This is a genomic window from Sphingobium sp. JAI105 (genome assembly GCF_015752145.1).
Taxonomy (GTDB): domain Bacteria; phylum Pseudomonadota; class Alphaproteobacteria; order Sphingomonadales; family Sphingomonadaceae; genus Sphingobium; species Sphingobium xenophagum.
The window spans coordinates 2,795,199-2,818,244 of the sequence record NZ_JADOUC010000001.1 but is presented as its reverse complement, the minus strand read 5'-3'; the positions used below and the strand labels follow the sequence as shown (position 1 = coordinate 2,818,244).

20 protein-coding genes are annotated in these 23,046 nt (G+C 65.1%); 12 read left to right on the top strand and 8 right to left on the bottom strand.

The window, feature by feature from the left end:
- The first annotated feature begins 32 nt into the window (after positions 1–32).
- The 4 genes from IWY39_RS13540 to IWY39_RS13525 all read left to right on the top strand — a co-directional run bounded on the left by IWY39_RS13540 (position 33) and on the right by IWY39_RS13525 (position 4,974).
- Positions 33–1,766: a sulfatase family protein gene (locus IWY39_RS13540; protein WP_107123317.1), complete on the top strand. Its 1,734-nt coding sequence runs from the start codon at positions 33–35 to the stop codon at positions 1,764–1,766.
- Entirely contained in the window at positions 1,763–3,658 is a 1,896-nt protein-coding gene (locus tag IWY39_RS13535) for a sulfatase-like hydrolase/transferase (RefSeq protein ID WP_107123318.1), read from the top strand. The genes IWY39_RS13540 and IWY39_RS13535 overlap by 4 nt, the downstream gene beginning before the upstream one ends.
- A 59-nt stretch (positions 3,659–3,717) precedes the next feature.
- Entirely contained in the window at positions 3,718–4,635 is a 918-nt protein-coding gene (locus IWY39_RS13530) for a formylglycine-generating enzyme family protein (RefSeq protein ID WP_019053038.1), read from the top strand.
- A gap of 156 nt (positions 4,636–4,791) precedes the next feature.
- Positions 4,792–4,974 (top strand): hypothetical protein, encoded by a 183-nt coding sequence (locus tag IWY39_RS13525; protein WP_017183903.1) that lies wholly within the window; start codon positions 4,792–4,794, stop codon positions 4,972–4,974.
- A gap of 105 nt (positions 4,975–5,079) precedes the next feature.
- Here IWY39_RS13525 and IWY39_RS13520 read toward each other — a convergent pair whose 3' ends face one another.
- From IWY39_RS13520 to IWY39_RS13510, 3 genes are read right to left on the bottom strand one after another with little or no spacing between them, the layout of a single operon-like run.
- On the bottom strand, positions 5,080–6,444 hold the full coding sequence (locus IWY39_RS13520; protein WP_107123319.1) for a sensor histidine kinase: 1,365 nt from the start codon (positions 6,442–6,444) through the stop codon (positions 5,080–5,082).
- A 24-nt stretch (positions 6,445–6,468) separates the two neighbouring features.
- A complete protein-coding gene (locus IWY39_RS13515; protein ID WP_017183901.1) occupies positions 6,469–7,149 on the bottom strand; it encodes a winged helix-turn-helix domain-containing protein in 681 nt (226 codons plus the stop codon).
- Positions 7,150–7,162: 13 nt separating this feature from the next.
- Positions 7,163–7,537 (bottom strand): PDZ domain-containing protein, encoded by a 375-nt coding sequence (locus IWY39_RS13510; protein WP_107123320.1) that lies wholly within the window; start codon positions 7,535–7,537, stop codon positions 7,163–7,165.
- Positions 7,538–7,617: 80 nt separating this feature from the next.
- On the opposite strand from IWY39_RS13510, the gene IWY39_RS13505 reads away from it, so the two are divergent.
- The 4 genes from IWY39_RS13505 to IWY39_RS13490 all read left to right on the top strand — a co-directional run bounded on the left by IWY39_RS13505 (position 7,618) and on the right by IWY39_RS13490 (position 12,935).
- On the top strand, positions 7,618–8,403 hold the full coding sequence (locus IWY39_RS13505) for an AcvB/VirJ family lysyl-phosphatidylglycerol hydrolase (protein ID WP_107123321.1): 786 nt from the start codon (positions 7,618–7,620) through the stop codon (positions 8,401–8,403).
- Between the two features lie 3 nt (positions 8,404–8,406).
- The gene (locus IWY39_RS13500) at positions 8,407–8,829 is read left to right on the top strand and encodes a DUF2147 domain-containing protein (protein WP_107123322.1); all 423 of its coding nucleotides are present in this window, start codon (positions 8,407–8,409) and stop codon (positions 8,827–8,829) included.
- Complete coding sequence (gene mprF / locus IWY39_RS13495; protein WP_107123323.1) at positions 8,808–11,402, top strand: bifunctional lysylphosphatidylglycerol flippase/synthetase MprF; 2,595 nt, start codon at positions 8,808–8,810, stop codon at positions 11,400–11,402. The genes IWY39_RS13500 and mprF overlap by 22 nt, the downstream gene beginning before the upstream one ends.
- A 99-nt stretch (positions 11,403–11,501) precedes the next feature.
- Positions 11,502–12,935, top strand: coding sequence for an AcvB/VirJ family lysyl-phosphatidylglycerol hydrolase (locus tag IWY39_RS13490; protein ID WP_107123324.1), 1,434 nt, complete (start codon positions 11,502–11,504; stop codon positions 12,933–12,935).
- A gap of 10 nt (positions 12,936–12,945) precedes the next feature.
- Here the strand turns inward: IWY39_RS13490 and IWY39_RS13485 are convergent, their stop codons facing one another.
- Entirely contained in the window at positions 12,946–13,761 is an 816-nt protein-coding gene (locus IWY39_RS13485; protein WP_107123325.1) for an HpcH/HpaI aldolase/citrate lyase family protein, read from the bottom strand.
- A 75-nt stretch (positions 13,762–13,836) separates the two neighbouring features.
- Here IWY39_RS13485 and IWY39_RS13480 point away from each other — a divergent pair, with 75 nt between their 5' ends.
- Both IWY39_RS13480 and IWY39_RS13475 read left to right on the top strand, forming a co-directional pair.
- Complete coding sequence (locus tag IWY39_RS13480; protein WP_107123532.1) at positions 13,837–14,808, top strand: SPFH domain-containing protein; 972 nt, start codon at positions 13,837–13,839, stop codon at positions 14,806–14,808.
- A gap of 295 nt (positions 14,809–15,103) precedes the next feature.
- The gene (locus IWY39_RS13475; RefSeq protein ID WP_107123326.1) at positions 15,104–15,547 is read left to right on the top strand and encodes an NfeD family protein; all 444 of its coding nucleotides are present in this window, start codon (positions 15,104–15,106) and stop codon (positions 15,545–15,547) included.
- 60 nt (positions 15,548–15,607) lie between these two features.
- Here IWY39_RS13475 and IWY39_RS13470 read toward each other — a convergent pair whose 3' ends face one another.
- Positions 15,608–17,146, bottom strand: a complete 1,539-nt coding sequence (locus IWY39_RS13470) for a methyl-accepting chemotaxis protein (RefSeq protein ID WP_181316560.1) — start codon at positions 17,144–17,146, stop codon at positions 15,608–15,610.
- A gap of 319 nt (positions 17,147–17,465) precedes the next feature.
- Here IWY39_RS13470 and IWY39_RS13465 point away from each other — a divergent pair, with 319 nt between their 5' ends.
- Both IWY39_RS13465 and IWY39_RS13460 read left to right on the top strand, forming a co-directional pair.
- Entirely contained in the window at positions 17,466–17,927 is a 462-nt protein-coding gene (locus IWY39_RS13465) for a hypothetical protein (protein WP_107123533.1), read from the top strand.
- An 85-nt stretch (positions 17,928–18,012) separates the two neighbouring features.
- Positions 18,013–19,851, top strand: coding sequence for a DUF885 domain-containing protein (locus tag IWY39_RS13460; RefSeq protein ID WP_107123328.1), 1,839 nt, complete (start codon positions 18,013–18,015; stop codon positions 19,849–19,851).
- 158 nt (positions 19,852–20,009) lie between these two features.
- On the opposite strand, the gene IWY39_RS13455 is transcribed toward IWY39_RS13460, so the two are convergent.
- From IWY39_RS13455 to IWY39_RS13445, 3 genes are all read right to left on the bottom strand, one after another.
- The gene (locus IWY39_RS13455; protein ID WP_107123329.1) at positions 20,010–20,828 is read right to left on the bottom strand and encodes a ferredoxin--NADP reductase; all 819 of its coding nucleotides are present in this window, start codon (positions 20,826–20,828) and stop codon (positions 20,010–20,012) included.
- 163 nt (positions 20,829–20,991) lie between these two features.
- Positions 20,992–21,309 (bottom strand): hypothetical protein, encoded by a 318-nt coding sequence (locus IWY39_RS13450; RefSeq protein ID WP_026002527.1) that lies wholly within the window; start codon positions 21,307–21,309, stop codon positions 20,992–20,994.
- A gap of 114 nt (positions 21,310–21,423) precedes the next feature.
- Entirely contained in the window at positions 21,424–23,028 is a 1,605-nt protein-coding gene (locus tag IWY39_RS13445) for a phosphoenolpyruvate carboxykinase (protein WP_019053049.1), read from the bottom strand.
- Positions 23,029–23,046: the final 18 nt, after the last annotated feature.

The following is a 23,046-nucleotide window of genomic DNA, read 5'->3' as shown; positions in this document are numbered from 1 at the left end:
ATCCAGTTAAAGCAGATTGAGAGGACCGCGCTGTGTCGAACAACAAGAAATGGGCACCCACGCTGCGCCGCGCACTGACGGGCGCGGCCTGCATTATCGCCTGCTCCTTCACGGCGCCCGTCTCGATCGCCGCCGCGCCCAAAAAGGCCGCGACCGCCCCTGCCCAGGAGCAGCAGCAGCGCCCCCGCAACATCATTTTCGTGCTCGTGGATGACCTGCGCTATGACGGCATGGGCTTCCTTCAGCCGGGCCTCCTCAAGACGCCGAACATCGACCGCATGGCAAAGGAAGGCAGCTATTTTCCCAACGCCGTCGTCACCTCCTCGCTATGCAGCCCCAGCCGCGCGACCATCCTGACCGGGCAAACCGCGCGCAACCACGGCATCGTCGACAATAATGACAGCAGCGAAGCTGGCCTCACCTATTTCCCCAGCTATTTGCAGCAGACCGGCTACAACACCGCCTTCTTCGGCAAATGGCATATGGGCAGCGAAACCGACGGCCCGCGCCCCGGCTTCGACAAATGGGTCAGCCTCAAGGGGCAGGGCAATTACTGGCCGGCAAAGGCGGAAAGCGCGCATAGCTCCCCCAACCTCAATGTCGATGGCAAGGCAGTGCCGCAGCAGGGCTATATCACCGACGAACTGACCGACTATGCGATGAACTGGCTGCAGAAGGAGCGCGATCCCAAAAAGCCCTTCTTCCTCTATCTCAGCCACAAGGGCGTCCATTCCGACCCCCTGCCCCCGCCGCGCTACGCGCATCAATATGACAAGGCGCGCTTCACCCTGCCCGCCAGCGCGGCGAACACGCCCCAGAATAATGAAGGCAAGCCGGTATGGGTGCGCAACCAGCGCAACAGCTGGCATGGCATCGACTTTTTCTACAATGCCGACGTGCCGATGACCGAATATCTCAAATATTATTACGGCACGCTGTCGGCGATCGACGACAGCCTTGGCCGGATCATGGACTATCTGCGCAAGAATGGACTGGACAAGGATACGCTGGTCGTTTTCACGTCCGACAATGGCTATATGGTCGGCGAACATGGGCTGATCGACAAGCGCAACGCCTATCAGGCGTCGGTGCGCGTGCCGCTGCTGGTGTGGGAACCGGGCACGATCCCGGCGGCCACGGTCAATGAAGGCCGCATCCGCAATCTCGATTTCGCCCCGACCTTCCTCGACGTCGCGGGCGCGGCCCGCCCCGAACAGTTTGAAGGCAAGAGCGCATGGGCGCTGTGGGAAGGGAAGCAGGCCGCCAAGGACTGGAAGCCGGGCGATTTCGTCTATGAATATTATTGGGAATATAATTTCCCGATGACGCCGGGCACCTTCGCCATCGAACGCGACAATGTGAAATATATCCAATATTACGGCGTCTGGGACACGGACGAACTGTATGATCTCAACACCGACCCGGACGAGATGCACAATCTCGTCAACGATCCGGCCTGGGCCGCGAAGAAACAGGAATTGCGCGTCGCGCTCTACCAGCAGCTTGCCGACCGCAATGGCCGCCACAACATTCCCTACAGCGCGCGCCTGTCGATCGGCGCGGTGCGGCGCGATATTGACGGCCCGCGCGCGGCCGATTTCCCCGCTGACTGGTATGTGAAGCCCAACCCCGTCGACCGGCTCGATCCGATCCTGCCCGACAGCCCCGCCAAGCTCAAGGCGCAGGCCGCTGGCAAGCCGCTCATCTACACCCCGCCGCTCAGCGAAGAATTGACGCGCCAGGTCCAGGGAAGCACCAAGCCATGACCCATGACATCTCCCGTCGCACCATATTGGGGTCAGCCGCTGGCCTCGCCGCCGCCGCTGGGTCGGGCGCGCTGGCAAAGCCCGCCAAGGGTGAGCGCCCCAATATCCTGTGGATCGTGAGCGAGGATAATAATCCCTATATCGGCGCCTATGGCGACCGGCTGGCCCATACGCCCACGATCGACGGGCTGGCGAAAAAGGGGCTGTTGTACCGCAACGTCTATTCCAACGCGCCGGTCTGCGCGCCCTCGCGCTTTGGCATACTGACCGGCGTCTATCCCGAAAGCTGCGCGCCTGCGAACCAGATGCGCGCCGTGGCAAAGCTTCCCAGGGACTTCCGCACCTATCCCGAACTGATGCGGGCGGCTGGCTATTTCTGCACCAACAACGCCAAGACCGACTATAATTGCGATGTCGATCCCAAGGCGATCTGGGATGGAGAAGGCAATGCGGCGCACTGGCGCTCGCGCACCGACAGGACGCAGCCCTTCATGGCCGTGTTCAACTATGAAACCACCCATGAATCCCGCCTGTTCAGTCCCACGCCTGGGCGGGTGACGCCGGACATGGTGACGCTGCCGCCCTTCCTGCCCGATACGCCGGGCATCCGGCAGGATTTCGCCAGCTATTATAACCTCATCGAAAAAATGGACGGCCAGTTGGCCGAACGGCTCGCCGAACTGGCGGCCGACGGGCTGGCCGACGATACGATCGTCTTTCATTATTCCGACAATGGTGGCGTGCTCGGCCGGTCGAAACGCTATTGTTATGATGAAGGCCTGCGGTGCGAAATGGTCGTCTATGTGCCGCCCAAATGGCGGCACCTGATGCCTGCCAAGCCGGGCAGCGAGGTCGCCACCCCGGTCAGCTTCATCGACCTTGCCCCCACCGTCCTGTCGCTCGCCGGCGCGGCCCAGCCCAAACAGATGCGCGGCAAGCCGTTCCTTGGCCCCAAGGCGCGGCCACAGGCCGTCGCGTTCGGCATGCGCAACCGCATGGACGAGCGGATCGATTTCCAGCGCACCGTCACCGATGGCCGCTGGCGCTATATCCGCAACTATATGCCGCATCGTCCCTGGGGCCAGCATCAGGCGTTTGAATGGCTCGCCAAGGGCTATCAGGATTGGGAACAGGCGCATATCGACGGCACGCTGAACGCGGTGCAGGACCGCTTCTTCCAGACCAAGCCGTTCGAGGAACTGTACGACCTGTCGTCCGACCCGCATGAGATCAAGGATCTGGCGCGTGAACCGGCGCATGCCGCCACGCTCGCCAAATTCTCGCGGCTGCTCGACGATCATATGATCGCCATCAACGACAATGGCTTCCTGCCGGAGGATATGAAGGGCGAAGGCTGGGAAGACTCGCGCAATCCCGCGCTCTACCCGCTCAAGGACGTCATGGCGCTGGCCCATTCCGCCGCCGCCGCCCGGCCCGACAATCTGCCGCAACTGCGCGCGGCGCTCGCCAGCCCGGTAGAGGTCATTCGCTATTGGGGCGCCATGGGCCTGCTGATCCATGGCGATGCTGCGCGCCCGGCCCAGGCCGACATGCTGGCCCGGCTGAAGGCCGAATCATCCCCCCATGTCCGCATCCAGCTGGCCGAAGCCTTGGCCCGGCTGGGCGAAACGGCGGACTCGGTCCCGGCGCTCATCGCCTTGTGCGCGCCCTCGCAAACCTGGCAGGTCCGGCTCCATGCGATCAACGCGCTCACATTCATCGGCGAAGCGGCCCGCCCTGCCCTCCCCATCGCAAAGGTGGCGGAAAGCGATCCCAAGCTCTATCTTGCCAATGCGGCCCGCTATTTGCGGCTGACGATGAACGGCGAATATACGCCATCGACGATCATTTTCGACCGGGAGGCGATGCGGGCGGCGGGCGGCCCTGGCTAACCGACCATAGCCAGGCCGAACTGAGTGCAAGGACGATCGGATTGACTGACAAAAACGGAATGCGGTGGATCGAAGGCGGTGCCTTCCAGATGGGATCGGTCAATTTCTATCCAGAAGAAGCGCCGGTACGCACCGTGCGGGTGGACGGCTTCTGGATCGACGAAACCCCCGTCACCAACCGGGAATTCGCCGCTTTCGTCGATGCGACCGGCTATCGCAGCTTTGCCGAAATTCCGCCCGACCCCCGCGACTATCCGGGCATGGACCCGGCACTGGCGGTGGCCGGATCGCTCCTGTTCCAGCGGACGGCGGGGCCGGTCGATCTGGGCGATTACAGCCAGTGGTGGACGTTCAGCACCGGAACGGACTGGCGGCACCCGCATGGGCCCGACAGCAGCATCGCCGGGCTGGAGGATCATCCCGTGGTCCATGTCGCCTATCAGGATGTCGAAGCCTATGCCAAATGGGCGGGCAAGACCCTGCCCACGGAGGCGGAATGGGAATTTGCCGCGCGCGGCGGCATGGACGGGGCGGACTATGCCTGGGGCGACGAACTCGCGCCGGGCGGCGCCATGCTCGCCAATTACTGGCAGGGCGCGTTTCCCTACGGCAACACGCTGGAGGACGGCTATGAACGCACCTCGCCCGTGCGCAGCTATCCCGCCAATGGCTATGGCCTGTTCGACATGATCGGCAATGTCTGGGAATGGACGTCCGACTGGTACGGCCAGCCCAGGCTCGAACGCAAAAGCCGGGGCAGTTGCTGCGTTCCGGCCAATCCGCGCGGCGCGACGAAGCGCGAAAGCCTTGACCCCGCCGCGCCGGACATCGCGATCCCGCGCAAGGTGCTCAAGGGCGGATCGCATCTGTGCGCCGCCAATTACTGCCAGCGCTACCGCCCGGCCGCCCGCCACGCACAGGCGATCGACAGTTCGACGAGCCATATCGGCTTCCGCTGCATTTCCCGTTCGCGCTGAACGGGGCGTCCGTCGCGATGTCAGAATCGCCAACCACATGACGGCCATCCCGTCGCGTCTGTCCGAAAGTTCATCTTCCGGTCACGCTCGCGACGGGGCGCTGCTGCCATAAGGATCAGGCAGTCCAGAAAGGACCGCTTGATAGGAGTTGAACCCATGAACACTCGCCTGATCCTGACCAGCCTGGCTTCCCTCGCCGTGGTCGCGACCCCGCTCGCCGCATCGGCCGCCACTGCCTCGGCCAAGCCTGCCCATCATGCCATGAAGCACAAGGCCGCCAAGAAGGTCTCGACGACGACCACCACCACCACGACCGCGACGAAGCCCGCCTCCAAATAAGCCGGTAACAGCCAGCCCCGCGACGGGAAGTCGGCATCGGGTGTCCCCCCTGTCGACCCGACCCGGCTCCCGTCGCCTGAACAGTGCCGTCGCGCCACCGCGCCCCTAAGCGGGGCGCCTGAGCAGCATTTCCACGGCAAATTGTTCGTCGCGACGGTCGAATCGCACGTCTCCTCCGTGCATCCTCGCAACCGCCGCGATGAGAGAGAGACCGAGGCCGGCCCCTGCTATCCCCCTGGCAGGGTCCAGACGCCCGAAGCGGCGCAATGCCTCGGCCTCTCGTTCGGGCGCGATTCCCGCCCCCTGGTCCGCCAGCCCGACGATGACTTCGTCCCCCTCGACCGTCAGGTACAGCGTCATCCGTCCCGCCCCATATTTCAGCGCATTGTCGATCAGGTTGGCGATCGCCTGCCCCAGCAGTTCGCGATGGACCGGCAATGTGACGGGATGCTCGATCGATATGGCCAGCGTCCGCCCCTGATCCTCGCTGACCGGCTCGTACAATTCGCCCATGTCGACCAGCATGGCCGCCAGGTCGGTCGCGACGAAACGGTCCCGCCCGATGCCCGCCTCCATCCGGCTGACCTCCAGCGCGGTCGCCAGCATCGCCAGCAACTGGTCGGCCTCCCGGCTGATCCCGTCGATCGCCTCGCGCAGGTCTGCCGGATTGTCCGACAGCATCGCCCGGTCGATCCGCGTCCGCAACCGGGTCAACGGTGATCGCAGGTCATGGGCGATGCTGTCCGTAACCGTCCGCAATTCCGCCAGCAGCGCACCGATCTGGTCCAGCATATTGTTGATCGTGCGGCCCAGCGTGTCGAAACTGTCGCCCGATCCGTCCAGCGGCACGCGCCGGTCGATCTCGCCCGCGCCGACCCGCGCGGCGGTCGCTGCGATATGCCCGATCCGCCGGTCGATGATATGGACCACCAGCCATGCCGCGACGATCGCGAGCGGCAAAGCCATCAGCAGGGCTGTCAGCAGCGTGCGTTCCACCGTCTCGCGGATCTGGTCGCTGTCGTCGGTGCTTTCGCCCACCATCAGGCGGCGGCCATCCCGCAATCGGGTGGCGACGATCGTGTAGGACAGGGCATCGGTGTCGCCGATGCGATACAGCTTCGCCTTGACCCCTTTGGTGTCGGCGGGAATGACCGGCGGCCAGCCTGACAGATTGCCCGCGATCCGGCCGCCATCGGCTCGCGCGAGGAGCAGCACGGCGTCGCTTTCCTCCTGCGCCCGCGCGGTGACGGCGCTGGCAAGCGCTCGATCCCCGTCCTGCCGCCCGATTTCCAGCAACGTGTCGCGCGTGTCGCGCGCAATGGCATTGTCCGCCGCGTCCAGGCTGGCGTGGACCAGTTGCGTCACCGACAGCAGCAACGCGCCACCAAAGACCAGCTCCAGCAGCAGGATCAGCCCGATGAAGCGCGCATGGGACGATCGCAGCCAGCGCAGGGCGCGGGTGGCGGTCATTGGTCCAGCCTCATGCACCCGGCCTCATTCGCCCAGCCGATAGCCCGCGCCGCGCACGGTATGGATCAGGGGCTGGTCGCCATCCCCGTCGACCTTGCGGCGCAGGCGGCTGATATGCACGTCGATGACGTTGGTGCCGGGGTCGAAATGATAATCCCACACCCCTTCCAGCAACATCGTCCGGGTGACGACCTGCCCTGCATGGCGCATCAGATATTCCAGCAGGCGAAACTCGCGCGGTTGCAGGTCGATGACGCGCGCATCGCGCCTGACCTCGCGCTTCAGCAGGTCCATGCGCAACGTGGCGCACATCAGGACCGTCTCGACATGCGTGCCGCTCCCGCGCCGCCGCATCAGCAGTTCCAGCCGTGCCAGCAACTCGGCAAAGGCGAAGGGCTTGACCAGATAATCGTCCGATCCCGCGGTCAGCCCCGTCACCCGGTCATCGACGGAGCCCAGCGCGGACAGCAGGATGACCGGCGTTTCGATCCCGGCAGCCCGCAGCGCGCCCAGCACCGCCAGCCCGTCCATGCCCGGCAGCATCCGGTCCAGAATGATCGCGTCATAGCCGCCGTCGGTCGCCATGAACAGGCCGTCGCGGCCATTGGCGGCATGGTCGCCGACATGGCCATGTTCGGCCAGCCCCTTCATGATGAAGTCGGCGGTCGTCCGGTCATCCTCTACCAGCAAAATCTTGCGACCCATGGGATTGATCCTTCTAACCGATGCTGGCCCTGCCGCACTGCCAGATTATCGCTCGATAGGGAATGCCATGCCGCGCCAGCATCAGCGGCATGGCGCAATGCCCCGGCGCGCGCACCAGTCTGCGCACCGCCTCCAGCGTCGTTGCCGGTCGCCCCGCCATGCCGGTCAGCTGATCGCCTACCGCGATGCCATCGCGATCGGCGACGCCGCCGCTGCGCAGGCTGGTCACGACGATATGATGGCGCTCGTCCTCGCCCAGCGTCAGCCCCATGCGATCGCTCACCGCCGTAGGGGCCGATGGCGCGCGCGCCAGCCGCGTCGCCAGCAGCGGCGCGAAGGACGCCAGCAATATCGCGACGGCATAGAAAGGGCGGGCGGACCAGATCATGATCGTCCTTCTAACCCATGGCTCTTGTCCCCGCGCTGTCCGGTACATGACATAGAGTTCATGCAAAGGTCACCGATGCGATGGATAAGCCGGCGCAAAAGGGCGAAGATAACAGACCAGAGGCCCGACGGATGATGCGCAAGTCTAAAAAGCGATGGATAGCAGGGATCGGCGCGCTGCTGGTGGTGATCGCGCTCAAACTCGCCTGGCTCGGCTATCTGGGCGGCGACCTTTTCACGCCGATGCGCCCGGCCCATTATCAGCCGCAACCCTTAGCCCCGGTCGCGATCCTGTGGTCGGGCGACATGGGATTTCGCGTCGGCATGGGGCCAAAGGTCGCGGCCAGGCTGGTCGCGGACGGCGTACCGGTCGTCGGCGTCAATTCGCTCAGCTATTTCAGGACGACCCGCACCGCCGCCGATGCCTACGGGCTGCTGGAATCGGCGATCGCCCAGGCCCGCAAGATCAACCCACGGGGACGGCTGTTGCTCGTTGGCCAATCCTATGGCGCGGACATGCTGCATGTCGCGCTCAGCAAATTGCCGCGCGCCGATCGGTCGTCGATCGGACTGGTCGCGCTGGTGGTGCCGGGGGCGACGGTCCAATACAGGGCATCCCCATCGGAAATCTTCACCTTCGCCATGGCGGAATCGGACGCATGGCCGACCGCGCGCCAAATCACCTGGACGCCGCTGCTGTGCATTCAGGGGCGCGAGGAAGCGTCCAGCCTGTGCCCGCTGCTGCATCAGCCCAACGCCCGGTCCGTGGCCTTGCCCGGCGGCCATCGGCTGAACGGCGATGTCGACGCTGTCTATGGCACGTTGCGCGCGGCGATGGTCCGCGCCCATCTTGTGGGACGGTCGTAAACCATGCCGCGCCTTGGCCATTGGCTGATCGTCGCCAGCGCCCTGCTCCTGAGCGCCCTGTTCCTGCCGCGGCCCGGCCTTGCGGCGGAACCGATCGAGGGCAACTGGGTCAATCCCCATGGCAGCGTGGTCGTGACGACGGGCGCCTGCCGCGACGCGCTGTGCGGCTGGGTGCGCTGGGCCGACGGCCACGCGACCGCTGATGCAGCCGATGCCGGGGTCGCGCATCTGGTCGGCACCGCATTGCTTCAGGATTATCATTATCGCGGGCCGGGGCGCTGGTCCGGCTATGTATTCGTGCCTGACAAGGGCCGCAGCTTTTCCTCGACGATCGAGCAACTCGATGCCGATCGATTGAAGATATCGGGTTGCCTGTTTCGCGGCTGGCTGTGCAAAAGCCAGATATGGACGCGGCAACGGGGGTGAAGAACAGCATGACCGATCGCACGATGGCGGGTCACCCGTTCCAGCGGTATCGCATGGCCCTGTCGGTGGGCATCGTCATATTGCTGGCCGCGCTGGGCTTCGTGGCGCTCGACCATCTGTTGCAGGAGGTCCATCTGCATCAGGTCCGGGCGGCCTGGCACGCGCTGCCGACCACCGGCCTGCTGGCGGCGGCGGCGCTGACCGCGATCAGCTATCTGACGCTGACCCTCTATGACGTATCGGCGCTGCGGGCCATCGGCCGCCCCCTGCCCTATCGCACCGCGGCGCTGGCATCCTTCACCAGCTATACGCTCAGCCATAATCTTGGCCTGTCGCTGCTGACGGGCGGATCGGCCCGCTACCGCATCTATACGGCGGCGGGCCTGTCGCTCAGCGACATTGCGCGCGTGGTGACGATCGCCAGCGCGACTTTCTGGAGCGGGGTGTTCGTGCTGGCAGGCGCGATGCTGGTCTGGCGTCCGCAAATGATGGCGATCGGCGCGCTGGCCGGATCGACGGACCTGCTGCGGGGACTGGGCATCGCGCTGCTGCTGGCGATCGCCGGCCTTGCCGTCTGGGCGGGACGGCGCGGACGCACGATCCGGCTGCGCGGCTGGAGCGTCCCGGTCCCGCCAGCCACCGGCATCCTGGCGCAGATCGGCATCGGCACGATGGATATTGCCGCGGCCAGCGCCGCGCTGTTCGTCCTGGTCCCCGGCATCGGCCTTGACCAATGGCCCGCCTTCTTCATCGGCTATACGCTGGCGATCATCGCCGTCCTCATCACCCATGTCCCGGGCGGCATCGGCGTATTTGAGGCCGTGATGCTGGCCGCGCTGCCCGGCACGGGTCGGCCGGAACTGGTCGCCGCGCTGCTCGCCTATCGCCTGATCTATTATATCGCGCCCCTGCTGCTGGCGGTTGCGATCGTCCTGTTTCAGGCAGGCAATCGCTGGCATCGGCCGATCGCGCGCACGCTGGGCGGGATGCGGGTCGTCGCCTCCGGCCTTGCGCCCATGATGATGGCCGCGCTCGTCTTTCTGGGTGGCGCGGTGCTGCTGGTGTCGGGATCGCTGCCAACCGTACCGGGCCGGGCCGCAACGCTCTCCACCCTGCTGCCCCTGCCCTTTACCGAAATATCGCATCTGGCGGGCAGCCTCGTGGGCGCGGCGCTGCTGATCCTGTCGTCTGGCCTTTATCGGCGGCTGGACGGGGCCTTCTGGCTGACGCGCCTGCTGTTGATCGCGGGCGCGGCCTTTTCACTGCTCAAGGGGCTGGATTATGAGGAAGCAGTCGTGATGCTCCTCATCGCGGGCGCGCTGCAATGGACCCGCCCGGCCTTCTATCGCCAGACGCACCTGCTGGCCGAAGCCTTTTCGCCGGGCTGGCTGGCGACCGTCGCGGTGATGGTCGGCCTGTCGATATGGATCGGCTTCTTCGCCTACAAGCATGTGGATTATCAGAACGACCTGTGGTGGCAATTTGCCCGGCGCGGGGATGCGTCGCGCTTCCTGCGGGCCAGCTTTGCCGTGGCCATCCTGCTGGCGGGCGTCGCCTTCCTGCGCCTTTTCCGCCCGGCCGCGCCTGTCCGGCAGGACATCAACGCCGCCATCGGCCCAAGCGACGCTGCAATGGCGCTGGCCCAGCGGACCGACGCCAATCTCGCGCTGACCGGCGACAAGCGCTTCCTGCTGTCCGCCACGGGCCAGTCCTTCCTGATGTACCAGATACGCGGCCATAGCTGGATCGTGATGGGCGATCCCGTCGGCGCCGAATCCGAATGGAGCGACCTGCTCTGGACCTTTCGCGAACAGGTCGATGCCGCGCAGGGTCGCCTGCTGCTGTACCAGATCAGCGCCGCCGCCCTGCCGCTGGCGATCGAACTGGGGTTGCAGATCACCAAATATGGCGAAGAGGCGCATGTCCCGCTCGACCGCTTCACGCTGGACGGACCTGATGCCAAGCCGCTGCGCTACGCCGAACGGCGCGCCACGCGGGAAGGCGCGACCTTCGACATCGTCCCGGCCGAAAAGCTGGCTGGCGTCATGGACGAACTGGCGAACATTTCGGCGCATTGGCTGGCGGCCAAGCGGCACCGGGAAAAGGGGTTCAGCGTTGGCCGCTTCGATCCCGCCTATATGGCCCATTTCGATTGCGCGGTCGTGCGCGTGCAGGGCAGGATCGTCGCCTTCGCCAATATCTGGAAAACGCAGGACCGATCGGAACTGTCGGTCGACCTGATGCGCCATCGCGACGACATGCCCTATGGCACGATGGATTTTCTGTTCGTCCATCTGATGCAATGGGGACAGGCGCAGGGCTATGGCTGGTTCAACCTCGGCATGGCGCCCCTTTCGGGGCTGGAGGCGCGGCGGCTGGCACCCTTATGGTCGCGGCTGGGGGCGATGCTCTACCAGCATGGCAACGCCCTGTACGGCTTTGAAGGGCTGCGCGCCTATAAGGAGAAATTCTCGCCCGAATGGGATGCGCGCTTCGTCGCCGGGCCGCAGGGGCTGACCTTCGCCCGTACCCTGATCGATCTTCAGGCGCTGGTCGGCAGCGGCGGCGGATAGGGCCGCCCCCCTCTATATGACGAACTTGTCATCCGCCCGTAAATGGCGGGACAGTTGCGTTGGCGCATGATGCATCCTGGTCATTAGGGGTTACCGCTCATGCGCAAGATCATTCGCACCATGTCCAGCCTCGTCGCCGGATGCCTGCTGGTCGTCACCGGGGTCTGCGCGCCGGTCCGCGCTTCGGCCGACAGGGGCGTCAGGGAAACAGCCTACAGCCTGGCGCCCTTTGGCGGAATCCGCCTCTACCGCCCCGGCGGCCAACCCCGCGCGACCGCGCTGTTCCTGTCCGGCGACGGCGGATGGAATGCGGGCACCGCCGCGATGGCGCGCGATCTGGCGAACCGCGGCTTGTTGGTGGCGGGCGTGTCCACCCCCACATTGATGCGCACGCTGGAACGGCAGCACGATCGCTGCATCGACCCCAACTATGCCCTTGTCGCCCTGTCGCGCGATGTCCAGCATCGCGCGGGCGTCCATGCCTATATGAAGCCCATCATCATCGGCTATTCCGCTGGCGCGACGGTCGCCTATGCCAGTCTGGCGCAATGGCCCAACGGGGCGTATCGCGCGGTCCTGTCGCTGGGGTTCAGCGCCGACATCCCCGGCAAAAAGCCCTGGTGTTCAGCGCCCGGCTTTCGCGCCCATGCCATCGCAAAACCAGCGCGCGGGTGGCTGTTTGCCCCCAACCGCCAGATCAATCTGCCCTGGATCGTGGTGCAGGGGCAGCGCGACACGGTGGTCGATTTCGCCGCCGCCCGGCGCTTCGTCGCCCAAGTCCCCCATGCCCGCCTGATCGACCTGCCCCAGGGCGACCATGATTTTGCCGATCGCGCCCGCTGGATGCCGCGCGTGATGGCAGCGCTGGCGCCGATGCTCAATCGCGTCGACGCGGCCAATGTCGACGACCTGCCGCTCAACATCGTCACGCCCGCCCCGCGCGCGACCCATGACGACAGGATGGCGGTCATCTATTCGGGCGATGGCGGCTGGGTCGGGCTGGATCGCGACATTGCCGGCCAGCTGGCGGCAAAGGGAATTCCGGTCGTCGGCATCGACAGCCTGTCCTATTTCTGGAGCCAGCGGACGCCGGCGGGCGCGGGGCAGGATCTGCGCCGTATCATCGCCGCCTACAGCGCGCGCTGGAACCGGCCGCGCGTCATGCTGATCGGCTATAGTTTCGGCGCGGACGCGCTGCCCGCGATCATGGGCACGCTCGATCCGCAGACGCGCGACCAGATCGCCAGCCTGTCGCTGCTGGGGCTTGGACCAACCGCCGATTTTCAGTTCCACCTCGCCTCATGGCTGAACCTTGATTCAGCGCAGGCCCAGCCGACCGTGCCCGCGATCATGCGCCTGCGCGACGTGCCCATTCGCTGCATCCGCGGCACGCTGGAGCAGGACAGCGCCTGTCCCGCCATTCCGCGCGGCCTGGCGACGCAGATCGTCGTGCCGGGCGGCCATCATTTCGACCGCAACGCCGCGCTGCTCGCCAACATCGTCCTCAACCCCGCATCCCGGCAGAGGGTGTGACGCGAAAGTCTTACGCCCCCACCGCGTCCCCCCGCGCCACCAGAGCGCGCGCTTCCTCGACATGCATCGTCTCGATCATCCGCCCCTCGAACCGCTCCGCCCCGCCGGTCGCCGCCTCGATCAGCCGCCTTGCGTCGGCCAGCGCCTGCGCGTCCGGCCCGAACACCTCGTTGGCCACCGCCACCTGTGCGGGATGGATCAGCGTCTTGCCGTCAAAGCCCAGATGGTGACCGGCGATGCATTCCGCCGCCAGCCCGTCCAGATCGTCCAGCCGGTTATAGACCCCGTCGAACACCGCGATGCCCGCCGCCCGCGCCGCCAGCACCACCGTCTGCATCGCCAGCGTCAGCCCTTCGCGCCCCGCACCGGCGGGTATGCCAAGGTCGCGGCGCAGGTCATTGACGCCGATGAATAGCGCCGCGCACCCTTCGCCCGCCGCGATGGATGGCGCGGCCAGCACGCCCTTTGCGCTTTCGATCATCGCGATCACGGGCTTTTGCGCCACGCTGAACACGTCGCGCACCTGCTTGGCATTCTCCACCTTGGGCAGCACCACATAATCGACGCTCGCCCCCTTCATCGCGACCATCTCCATGCCGTGCCAGGGAGTCCCTTCCACATTGATCCGCACGCCGGTGATGCGCCCGCCAAAGCCCTCGGCCAGCGCCGCCACCGCACCCGCCCGCGCGTCGGCCTTCGCCTCGTCCGGCACAGCATCTTCCAGGTCCAGTATCACCATGTCGCACGGCAGGCTGCGCGCCTTGGTGATGGCGCGCGCATTGGATGCGGGCAGGAACAGCAGCGAACGGGCATGACGCAGCAACATCGAAACTCTCCTTGGTTTGACTTTCCCCGTTAACGAATAAAGCGCATAGTCCAAGCCTGTTTCGGGGAGACCATGATGCTGACGACCTTCGCCCTTACACTTACAGCGCTCGTGCTCTTCTACCTCGCCGTCAGCGTAAAGGTGGTGCGGCAGGGCTATCAATATACGATCGAACGCTTCGGCCGTTTCACCGAAGTCGCCAAGCCCGGCCTCAATTTCTACCCCGCCTTCTTCTACGCAGTCGGTCGCAAGATCAACATGATGGAACAGGTGGTCGACATTCCGGGGCAGGAAATCATCACCAAGGACAATGCCATGGTGTCGGTCGATGGCGTCGTGTTCTTCCAGGTGCTGGACGCGGCGAAGGCGGCCTATGAAGTGTCCGAACTCTATGTCGCGATCATGCAGCTCGCCACCACCAACCTGCGCACCGTCATGGGCTCTATGGACCTCGACGAAACCCTGTCGAAACGTGACGAGATCAACGCCCGGCTGCTGTCGGTGGTCGATCATGCGACCAACGCCTGGGGCATCAAGATCACCCGCGTGGAGCTCAAGGACATCCGCCCGCCCGCCGACATCGTCAACGCGATGGGCCGCCAGATGAAGGCCGAACGCGAAAAGCGCGCCAACATCCTGGATGCCGAAGGCGCAAGGGCCGCCGAAATCCTGCGCGCTGAAGGGGAAAAGCAGGGCCAGATATTGCAGGCCGAAGGTCGGCGCGAAGCCGCCTTCCGCGACGCCGAAGCCCGCGAGCGCGAGGCGGAGGCCGAAGCCAAGGCGACGCAGATGGTGTCCGACGCCATTTCGGCGGGCAACCCGCAGGCGCTCAATTACTTCATCGCGCAAAAATATACCGAAGCCGTCAGCCAGTTCGCCACCAGCCCCAATGCCAAGACCATCCTCTTCCCGGTCGAGGCGACCCAGCTGATCGGCACGCTGGGCGGCATCGGCGCGCTGGCGAAGGAAGCGCTGGGCAGCGACGGCACCCCCACGCCAACCCCGCCCGCCCCCCGGCGCGGCCCTTTCGGCCAGAGCCAGGGGTAAGCGCGATGGGCGCGCCCAACGCTCTTGGCCCCTCCCCTTCAGGTTCAAACTCCGCCACACCCCCACCTCCGTTCGTTTCGAGCGTAGTCGAGAAACGTCGCACACCGGTTTCTCGACTACGCTCGAAACGAACGGACCTTATGTCCAGCCACCAACCACCCCGTCATCCCCGCGAAGGCGGGGACCCATCTCCCAACCTCTCCACCCAACGCCACGCTTGCGAGACGGATTGGCTGACGCCGAACATCGTTCACCGCCCGCATGGGCATGACGGAAGCAAAGAGACCCCCGCCCCATGACCATCGCTACCCTGCTCGAAGATCATTGGGCTTGGCTGGTATTCGCCGCCCTGCTGGGCATCGCCGAAGTGATGATCCCCGGCGTGTTCCTGATCTGGATCGCCATCGCCGCCGCCATCACCGGCCTGGCCGCGCTCGCCCTGCCCATCGGCCTGCCGCTGCAACTGCTGATCTTCGCAGCCCTCAGCATCGCTGCCGTCTGGGCCGGTCGCCGCTGGTATGCCGACCACCCCGTCGCCTCCACCGACCCCCTCCTCAACGACCGCACCGCCCGCCTGATCGGCCAGACCGTCACCGTGGTGGAGCCGATTGTGGGCGGCGAAGGCCGCGTCAAAGTCGGCGACAGCGTCTGGACTGCGCTAGGCCCGGACGCAGAGGTTGGCGCACGAGTGCGCGTGATCGCAGCGGAGGGGACGGCGTTGCGGGTGGAGGGGATTTAGGGGCGGGCGCACCACGTCCTGCAGTGCCAGGGCGACATCGCCACAATTGCGGCTTCGGCTTTAAGCGGCCCGCAATTCGGACAGGAGTTGCTGCGTAGTATGCCCCAATGCGGTCACGCGCGTGACGATCAGGTTGGTGGCATCGGCGACTTCGGCGGTCAGTAAGCGCGTCCGCTCCGCCCGCCGCGCAGTATCGGCCACATCATTATACAGGCTTTCGGTTCCATCGGCGGTTTCGTCGGCCGACAGCCCGATCAAGGCGGCGACGCGCTGTTGTTCGATCACCGCGGCAGTCACTGTATCGGCTATGCCCGCGACCTCATCGACATGGCCGATCACCGCAGACACGCTATCGACCGCGCTGGCGACGCGCTCCTGAATGGCTGCCACTCTTCGTGCAATATCGCCCGTTGCGCGCTGGGTTTGCCCGGCCAAGGACTTTACCTCCGACGCGACGACCGCAAATCCGCTTCCGGTCGCGCCGGCACGCGCAGCCTCGATCGCGGCATTCAGCGCCAGCAAATTGGTTTGCCGTGCAATCTCCTCGATCAACGCGACGATGTCGCCGATCCCCTGCGCATCTGCGACAAGCGCACGGAATGCCGCCTGGGTACCCGTTGATCGGTCTGCAGCGGCCATGGCCAGCGCGACCTGCGCTTCGACCTGCGTTCCGACCTTGCCGACAGAATCGCCAAGCTGTGCTGCGGTCTCGCGCATCATCTGTCCCGCCTGTTCGATCCGGTGGGCGACCTCGGCCGTGCGACCCGCCGCATCGGCATCCGCGACGCTGATCGACGCGAGCGACATCGTTGAATGCTGCGCCGTTTCAGCGGCTGCTCCCAGCGCCGTGACCGCGTCCGCCACTGTCCGTTCAAATTGGGTGGCCAGGGCCGTCATCTCCTGCCGACGATGCTCGACGGCAAGGCTGGTCGCGCGCGCCTGAGCATCACTTTCGCTGACCATCAGCTGCAACCGCGCTGTCTCCGCCTGCAATGCCAGGCGCTCATGCTCGCGGGTCACCGCGACAAGATCGTCATGCGACCGGATTGCGTCGGACGATGCGCGCGACATCGCCAGGATGCTCCGCGCAAACAGCGCAATGAAAACCGTTAGCGCCAGCAGCACTTCTAATGGAGCTTCCGCGATCAGGAACATGTCGACCACGGACATCACCAACCATCCGGCCATAAAGCCCAGGCTCGCCTTGGGCACGGTCGCCACATTAAGGGGGCCGATACATCCAACGCCGACCAGCGTGCAGGATATCAGCAATTCCCAATCGGTTGGCGCCTCGTAGATCGCCGCACCCAGCAATATTCCCCACAGCAGCGCAGTAACGAAGCTGACCCAAGTCAGTCGTTTCACGCTCTGCGTGGGATCGGGATAGTGCCAGCCTGCGCGTCGCTCACGACGCCACGCCAGAAAATTGCAGATAGAAAATGCAATCAACAATGTGGCCGCGACCACCACCTGCCATCGATGCCCGGTGTCGGGGACCGCAATGGCCAGCAGGAGCGCAACGGTGATGGTTCCGACAAATGTTGCGGCATACCCCTCACGCGCGGCCCGCAATTGCCCCTCGATCACATGATCAGGCATGGGCGCCGCCTTACGAACCCGTGAAAGGAATCGTGGCGTCCCAATAGCAAATAAGCGAAAGTTAGTTGCTGCCATGCGATATAATACTACAAATAAGCTCAAAATTTGGTTAATTTTGTAGCGGAGGCCGGAAATAGCTCATCACTACTTATAGGAATTTTTTGCGGCGCCTCCGCGCCGAACCAGACATTTCCATTCTCGACCGCCCACGGTCTGACAATCGCCCACCCGGCATTCTGGCGTCGGGCAATGGCCCGTCCGCGACCAGCCAGTCGTGCCCCCTGTCCTACACCCCGTTTCCCATGCCATGCTCCCCATCATGTCCGACGCTCCCAACCTTCTCCGCTTCACCCCGGTCCCGCTTCAGCGCCGTGCGCGCGGATGGACGCCTGATGCGCAGGCGGCGTTTATCGCCGCGCTGGCCCAGTGCGGCATTGTCGCGCATGCGGCGCGCAGCGTGGGCTGTTCGCCGCGTTCGGCCTATCATCTGCGTGCGCGGCCCGGCGCGGACAGTTTCGCCGCAGCGTGGGACTGGGCGATCGAAATGGGGCTGGATGCCGCGCGGGATCGCGCGATGGCGCTGATCCATGACGATGCGCCGCGACCGCTCTATCGGGGCAGGCGGGAGGTCGGCTATCGCACCGGGCCGGACCATCGCATCATGTTCGCGGCGCTGCGCTCGCTGGCGGGCGACGTCGAAGGGCTGCGCGCGCATATGCCCCATCGTGTGCGGATCGACCAGCGCGAGCAGACGGAACAGGCACGCAGCGATTTGTTATGATCTGTCGCCAGTAGGAAATATCATGTCGCATTTGCCGGGAAATATGCGAAGTTAAGCGGCAACTATCCTATCCCGGAGCGCTTGCATGACTGCCACTCGCCGCGATTTCCTCGTCGCTGGTTCCTCCGCCTTCGCCCTGACTGCGCTGCCCGCTTGCGCTGCCGACGCCCTTGCATCCGGCCCGGACGCCCGCGCCGAAGCGACCCTTTCCGCCATGGCCGAAGCGATGCTGGTCGATGCGCCCGAAAGCGCCAGCGGCCTTGGCATCGACACTGGCCCGCGCGCCGCGCTCAAGCATCGGCTCGGCAATAAAAGCCCGGCGGGCCAGGCGCAGATCGCCGCCCATGTGACCGACCGCCTGAGCAAGCTCCGCGCCATCGACCTTGCCCCGCTCTCCCCCGTCACCCGCACCAATGTGGAGGTCGCCCGCGCCGCGCACGAACTGGCGGCGGAAGGGTTCGCCTTCCCCTTTGGCGACACGGCGATCATGAACAGCAACTGGTCCTACCGCAACGCGCCCTATGCCGTTGCGCAGAATACCGGCAGCTTTGTCGAGACCCCCGATTTCCTCGACAGCAATCATGCCATCGCCAGCCCCGCCGACGCCGATGCCTATCTCGACCGGCTCACCGCCTATGCCGCCAATCTGGCCGGCGAAACGCAGCGATTGCGCCATGATGCGGGCATCGGCGTCAGCGCCCCCGCCTTCCTGCTCGACAAGAGCATTGCCCAGATGGAAGCCGTGCGCGCCCTGCCGCTCGACCAGTGGGTGCCGGTCGCCTCCATCGCCCGCCGCACCGCGTCGATGCCGGGCGACTATGGGGCAAGAGCGCTTCAGATCGTGCGGGACAAAGTCGCCCCGGCGCTCGCCGCCCAGGTCGCCGAACTCAAGCGCCAGCGCGCCACCGCGACCATGGACGCGGGCGTGTGGAAGCTGCCCGAAGGGGAGGCCTATTATGCCTGGGCGCTCAAAGCCGGGACCACGACCACCATGTCGCCCGAAGAGGTGCACCAACTGGGGCTGGAGCAACTGGCCGCCCTCCAATCCGAAATGGACGGGCTGCTCAGGGGTCTGGGCATGACCCGCGGCACTGTGGGCGAGCGGATGACCGCGATGGGCAAAGACCCGCGCTACCTCTTCCCCAATGACGATACGGGACGCGCGCAGATATTGGCCTATATCGACGGCCGCCTGACCGACATCCGTACCCGCCTGCCCCGCGCCTTCGCCACGCTGGTCCCCGCCAAACTGGTCGTCAAGCGCGTGCCGGTGGAGATCGAGGCGGGCGCGCCCGGTGCCTATGCCGGGGCCGGGTCCATCGACGGGACGACGCCGGGCAACTATTATATCAACCTGCGCGACACCAGCATCTGGCCGCGCTACGGCCTGCCGACGCTCACCTATCATGAAGGCATACCGGGCCATATCTGGCAGGGCGAATATACCTACAAACTACCGCTGATCCGGTCGCTGCTGGCCTTCAACGCCTATAGCGAGGGCTGGGCGCTCTATGCCGAACAGCTGGGCGACGAACTGGGCGCCTATGACGGCGATGTCGCCGGGCGGCTGGGCTATCTCCAGTCGATCGCCTATCGCTGTTGCCGTCTGGTGGTCGACACTGGCCTCCACGCCAAACGCTGGACTCGCGACAGGGCGATCCACTGGTTCGCCACCACCAACGGATCGACGGTCGAGGATGTCCAGGCCGAAGTCGACCGCTACTGCGCCTGGCCGGGTCAGGCCTGCGGCTACAAGGTCGGCCATGGCGAAATCAACCGCCTGCGGAGCATGGCCAAGGCCGCGCTGGGCGACCGCTTCGACTTCCGCCTGTTCAACGACGCCGTGGTCAAGGGCGGCGGCGTGCCCATGACCGTGCTGGCCGGCCATGTCGACGCATGGGTGGCGGAGCGGAAGCGCGGTTAGGTTCAAAAAGCAACGTGCTCCCGCGCAGGCGGGAGCCCAGTCCCGCCCTTTCTACTGGGCTCCCGCCTGCGCGGGAGCACGCTGCTTCAACCCCCTGACGAAAAAAAGGGCCGGAGGATCGCTCCCCCGGCCCCGTCCTGTTCCGCTGCGATTGGGTTTTACCCCACAAACGCCCGCTCGATGACGAATTGCCCCGGCGCGGCGTTGGAGCCTTCGGTAAAGCCATTCGCCTCGAACCAGGCGGCGAACTGCTTGATCATCTCCATGCTCCCGCACATCATGATCCGGTCGGTTTCGGGATCGAATTTCCCTGCGCCCGGAATCCCCTCGAACAGCGCGCCGCTCTCGACCAGCTTGTCGATCCGCGCGGTGTGGCCGTCAAACGGTTCGCGGGTCACGGTCGGCACATAATGGAACTGCGCCGGCGCCTGTTCGGACACCAGCGGATCTTCCGCCCATTTGGATTCCAGCTCCTCGCGGAACGCCAGATCGCTGACCCGGCGTACCGAATGGATCACGACGACCTGCTCGTAAAATTCATACACGTCCGGGTCGCGCGACAGGCTCAAGAATGGGGCCAGGCCCGTGCCGGTCGACAGCATGAACAGCCGCTTGCCCGGCAGCAGCGCGTCGGTCACCAGCGTGCCGGTCGGCTTGCGGCCCAGATAGATCTGGTCGCCCGGCTCGATCAGCTGGAGCTTGCTGGTCAGCGGGCCATCCTCGACCTTGATCGACAGGAATTCCAGTTCCTCGTCCCATGACGGGCTGGCGACCGAATAGGCGCGCAGCAGCGGCTTGCCATTTTCGCCCTTCAGGCCGATCATCACAAACTCGCCGGAACGGAAGCGGAAGCTTGCCGGGCGGGTGATGCGGAAGCTGAACAGATGCTCGTTCCAGTGCCGCACCGACAGCACCGTTTCCACGCTCAGCGCGCCGGTGGGTTCCAATTGCGGCTTTTCGATCGTCACGTCGGTCAAGACCTTCTTCCTTGCCATCTATGCGCGCGGGCCGGGCGGGCCGCGCCTGTTGCGTATCGTTCGCAACAACTGATATCTGACGCGAATGGAGCCATCGCCCCATGAAGGCAAGGCGAAAAAAACTTGGGGGGCCGATAGCTGCCCCCCGCAGCGGTCGGGCTGTTCAGCCAAACAGACCCTTCGCCAGGCCACCCAGTTCATTGAGCGGATTGCCGTCCCCATCGCGATCGAACATCCCGCCCAGCTTGCCCAATATCGCTTCGGGGCCACCGAACTGGGCGAGCAATTCCTGCAACTTGTCCGCCGACACGCCATGTTCCGCCGCGGTTTCGGCGAGCGCCGCCACGCTGGTTTCACCCGACCCGATCTTGCCGCTGATCTCGCTCATCAGCCCCTGCATCTGTTCGGGCGTCAGGCCGATCTGCGCCGCGATCGCTTCCAGACCGCCCACCTTGCCGATTAGATCGTCGAACATGCCCATCATCGTCACTCCTGCTTCGCACCGGCAGCTACCATAGCATCGTTACGCAGGTGCAAAAAGAAAAAGGGCCGGAAGGATCGCTCCCCCGGCCCCGATTTGCGCGAATGCGTCCGATCAGGCGGCAGCGACCAGCGCCGCGCTGCGTACGCCTTCGTCCACATGATCCTCGAACTGCGCGAAATTGTCGACGAACTGCTTGACCAGCACGGCAGCGGTTTCATCATAGGCGTTGGCGTCCGCCCACATCGCGCGCGGGTCCAGGATGGTCGAATCGACACCAGCGACCGCCACCGGCACGTCGAAGCCGAAATTGGGATCGGTGCGGAATTCGGCCTGGTTCAGGCTGCCGTCGAGCGCGGCGTTGAGCAGCGCGCGGGTCACCTTGATCGGCATCCGCTTGATCCCCGGCATCGTCGCCTTGCCACCGGCCCAGCCGGTATTGACCAGCCAGCAGGTGACCCCGCCCTTGTTGATCCGTTCCTTCAGCAAATTGCCATAGACGCTGGGATGACGCGGCATGAACGGCGCGCCAAAGCAGGTGGAGAAGGTCGCGGTCGGCTCGGTCACGCCGATCTCGGTCCCTGCAACGCGCGCGGTGTAGCCCGACAGGAAATGATACATCGCCTGTTCCGGGGTCAGCCGCGCGATCGGCGGCAGCACACCATAGGCGTCGGCGGTCAGGAAGATGATATTCTTGGGCACCGGACCCAGATTCTTTTCCGATGTATTCGGGATAAAGTCGATCGGGTAGGAACCGCGGCTGTTTTCCGCCAGGCTATTGTCGTCCAGGTCGATTTCGCGAGTCTCCTCGTCAATCACGACATTTTCCAGCACCGTGCCGAAACGCTTGGTAGTGGCGAAAATCTCCGGCTCGGCCTCGGCCGACAGGTTGATCATCTTGGCGTAGCAGCCGCCTTCGAAATTGAACACGGCAGTGTCCGACCAGCCATGCTCGTCATCGCCGATCAGCGTGCGGCTGGCGTCCGCCGACAGGGTGGTCTTGCCCGTGCCGGACAGGCCGAAGAACACAGCCGTGTCGCCGTTCGGGCCGATATTGGCCGAACAGTGCATCGGCATCACGCCCTTGACCGGCAGCAGATAGTTGAGGATGCCGAACACCGACTTCTTCATTTCACCGGCATAGGCGGTGCCGCCGATCAGGATCAGCTTTTCGGTGAAGTTGACGGCAACGACGGTTTCGCTGCGGCAGCCATGACGCGCCGGATCGGCCTTGAACGTGGGCAGGTCGATGATCGTATATTCGGGCGCAAAGCCCGCCAGTTCATCGGCCGTGGGACGCACCAGCAGGGTGCGGATGAACAGGTTGTGCCAGGCGCGCTCGTTGATGACGCGCACATTGACGCGATGTTCGGGCTGCGAACCGCCGAACAGGTCGGCGACATAGAGCGTGTCCTTTTCGCCCAGCGCCTTGAAGAAATCCGCCTTGAGCGCGGCGAAATGTTCCGGAGTCATGCCGCGATTGGTCTCGCCCCACCACACCGTCGATTCGGTTTCGGCATCGCGGACGATGAACTTGTCCTTGGCGCTGCGGCCGGTATGCTTGCCGGTCTTGACGACCAGCGGGCCGTCCTTCGACAATATGCCTTCGCCGTTGCGGATCGCCGCCTCGACCAGAGGCGCGGTGCCGAGATTCCAGAACTGGACGGCATTGGTCGTAATGCCCTGGTTGGCCAGGGTGATTGAGGATTTGGCCTGCACGCCTTTGCTCCTGATGTA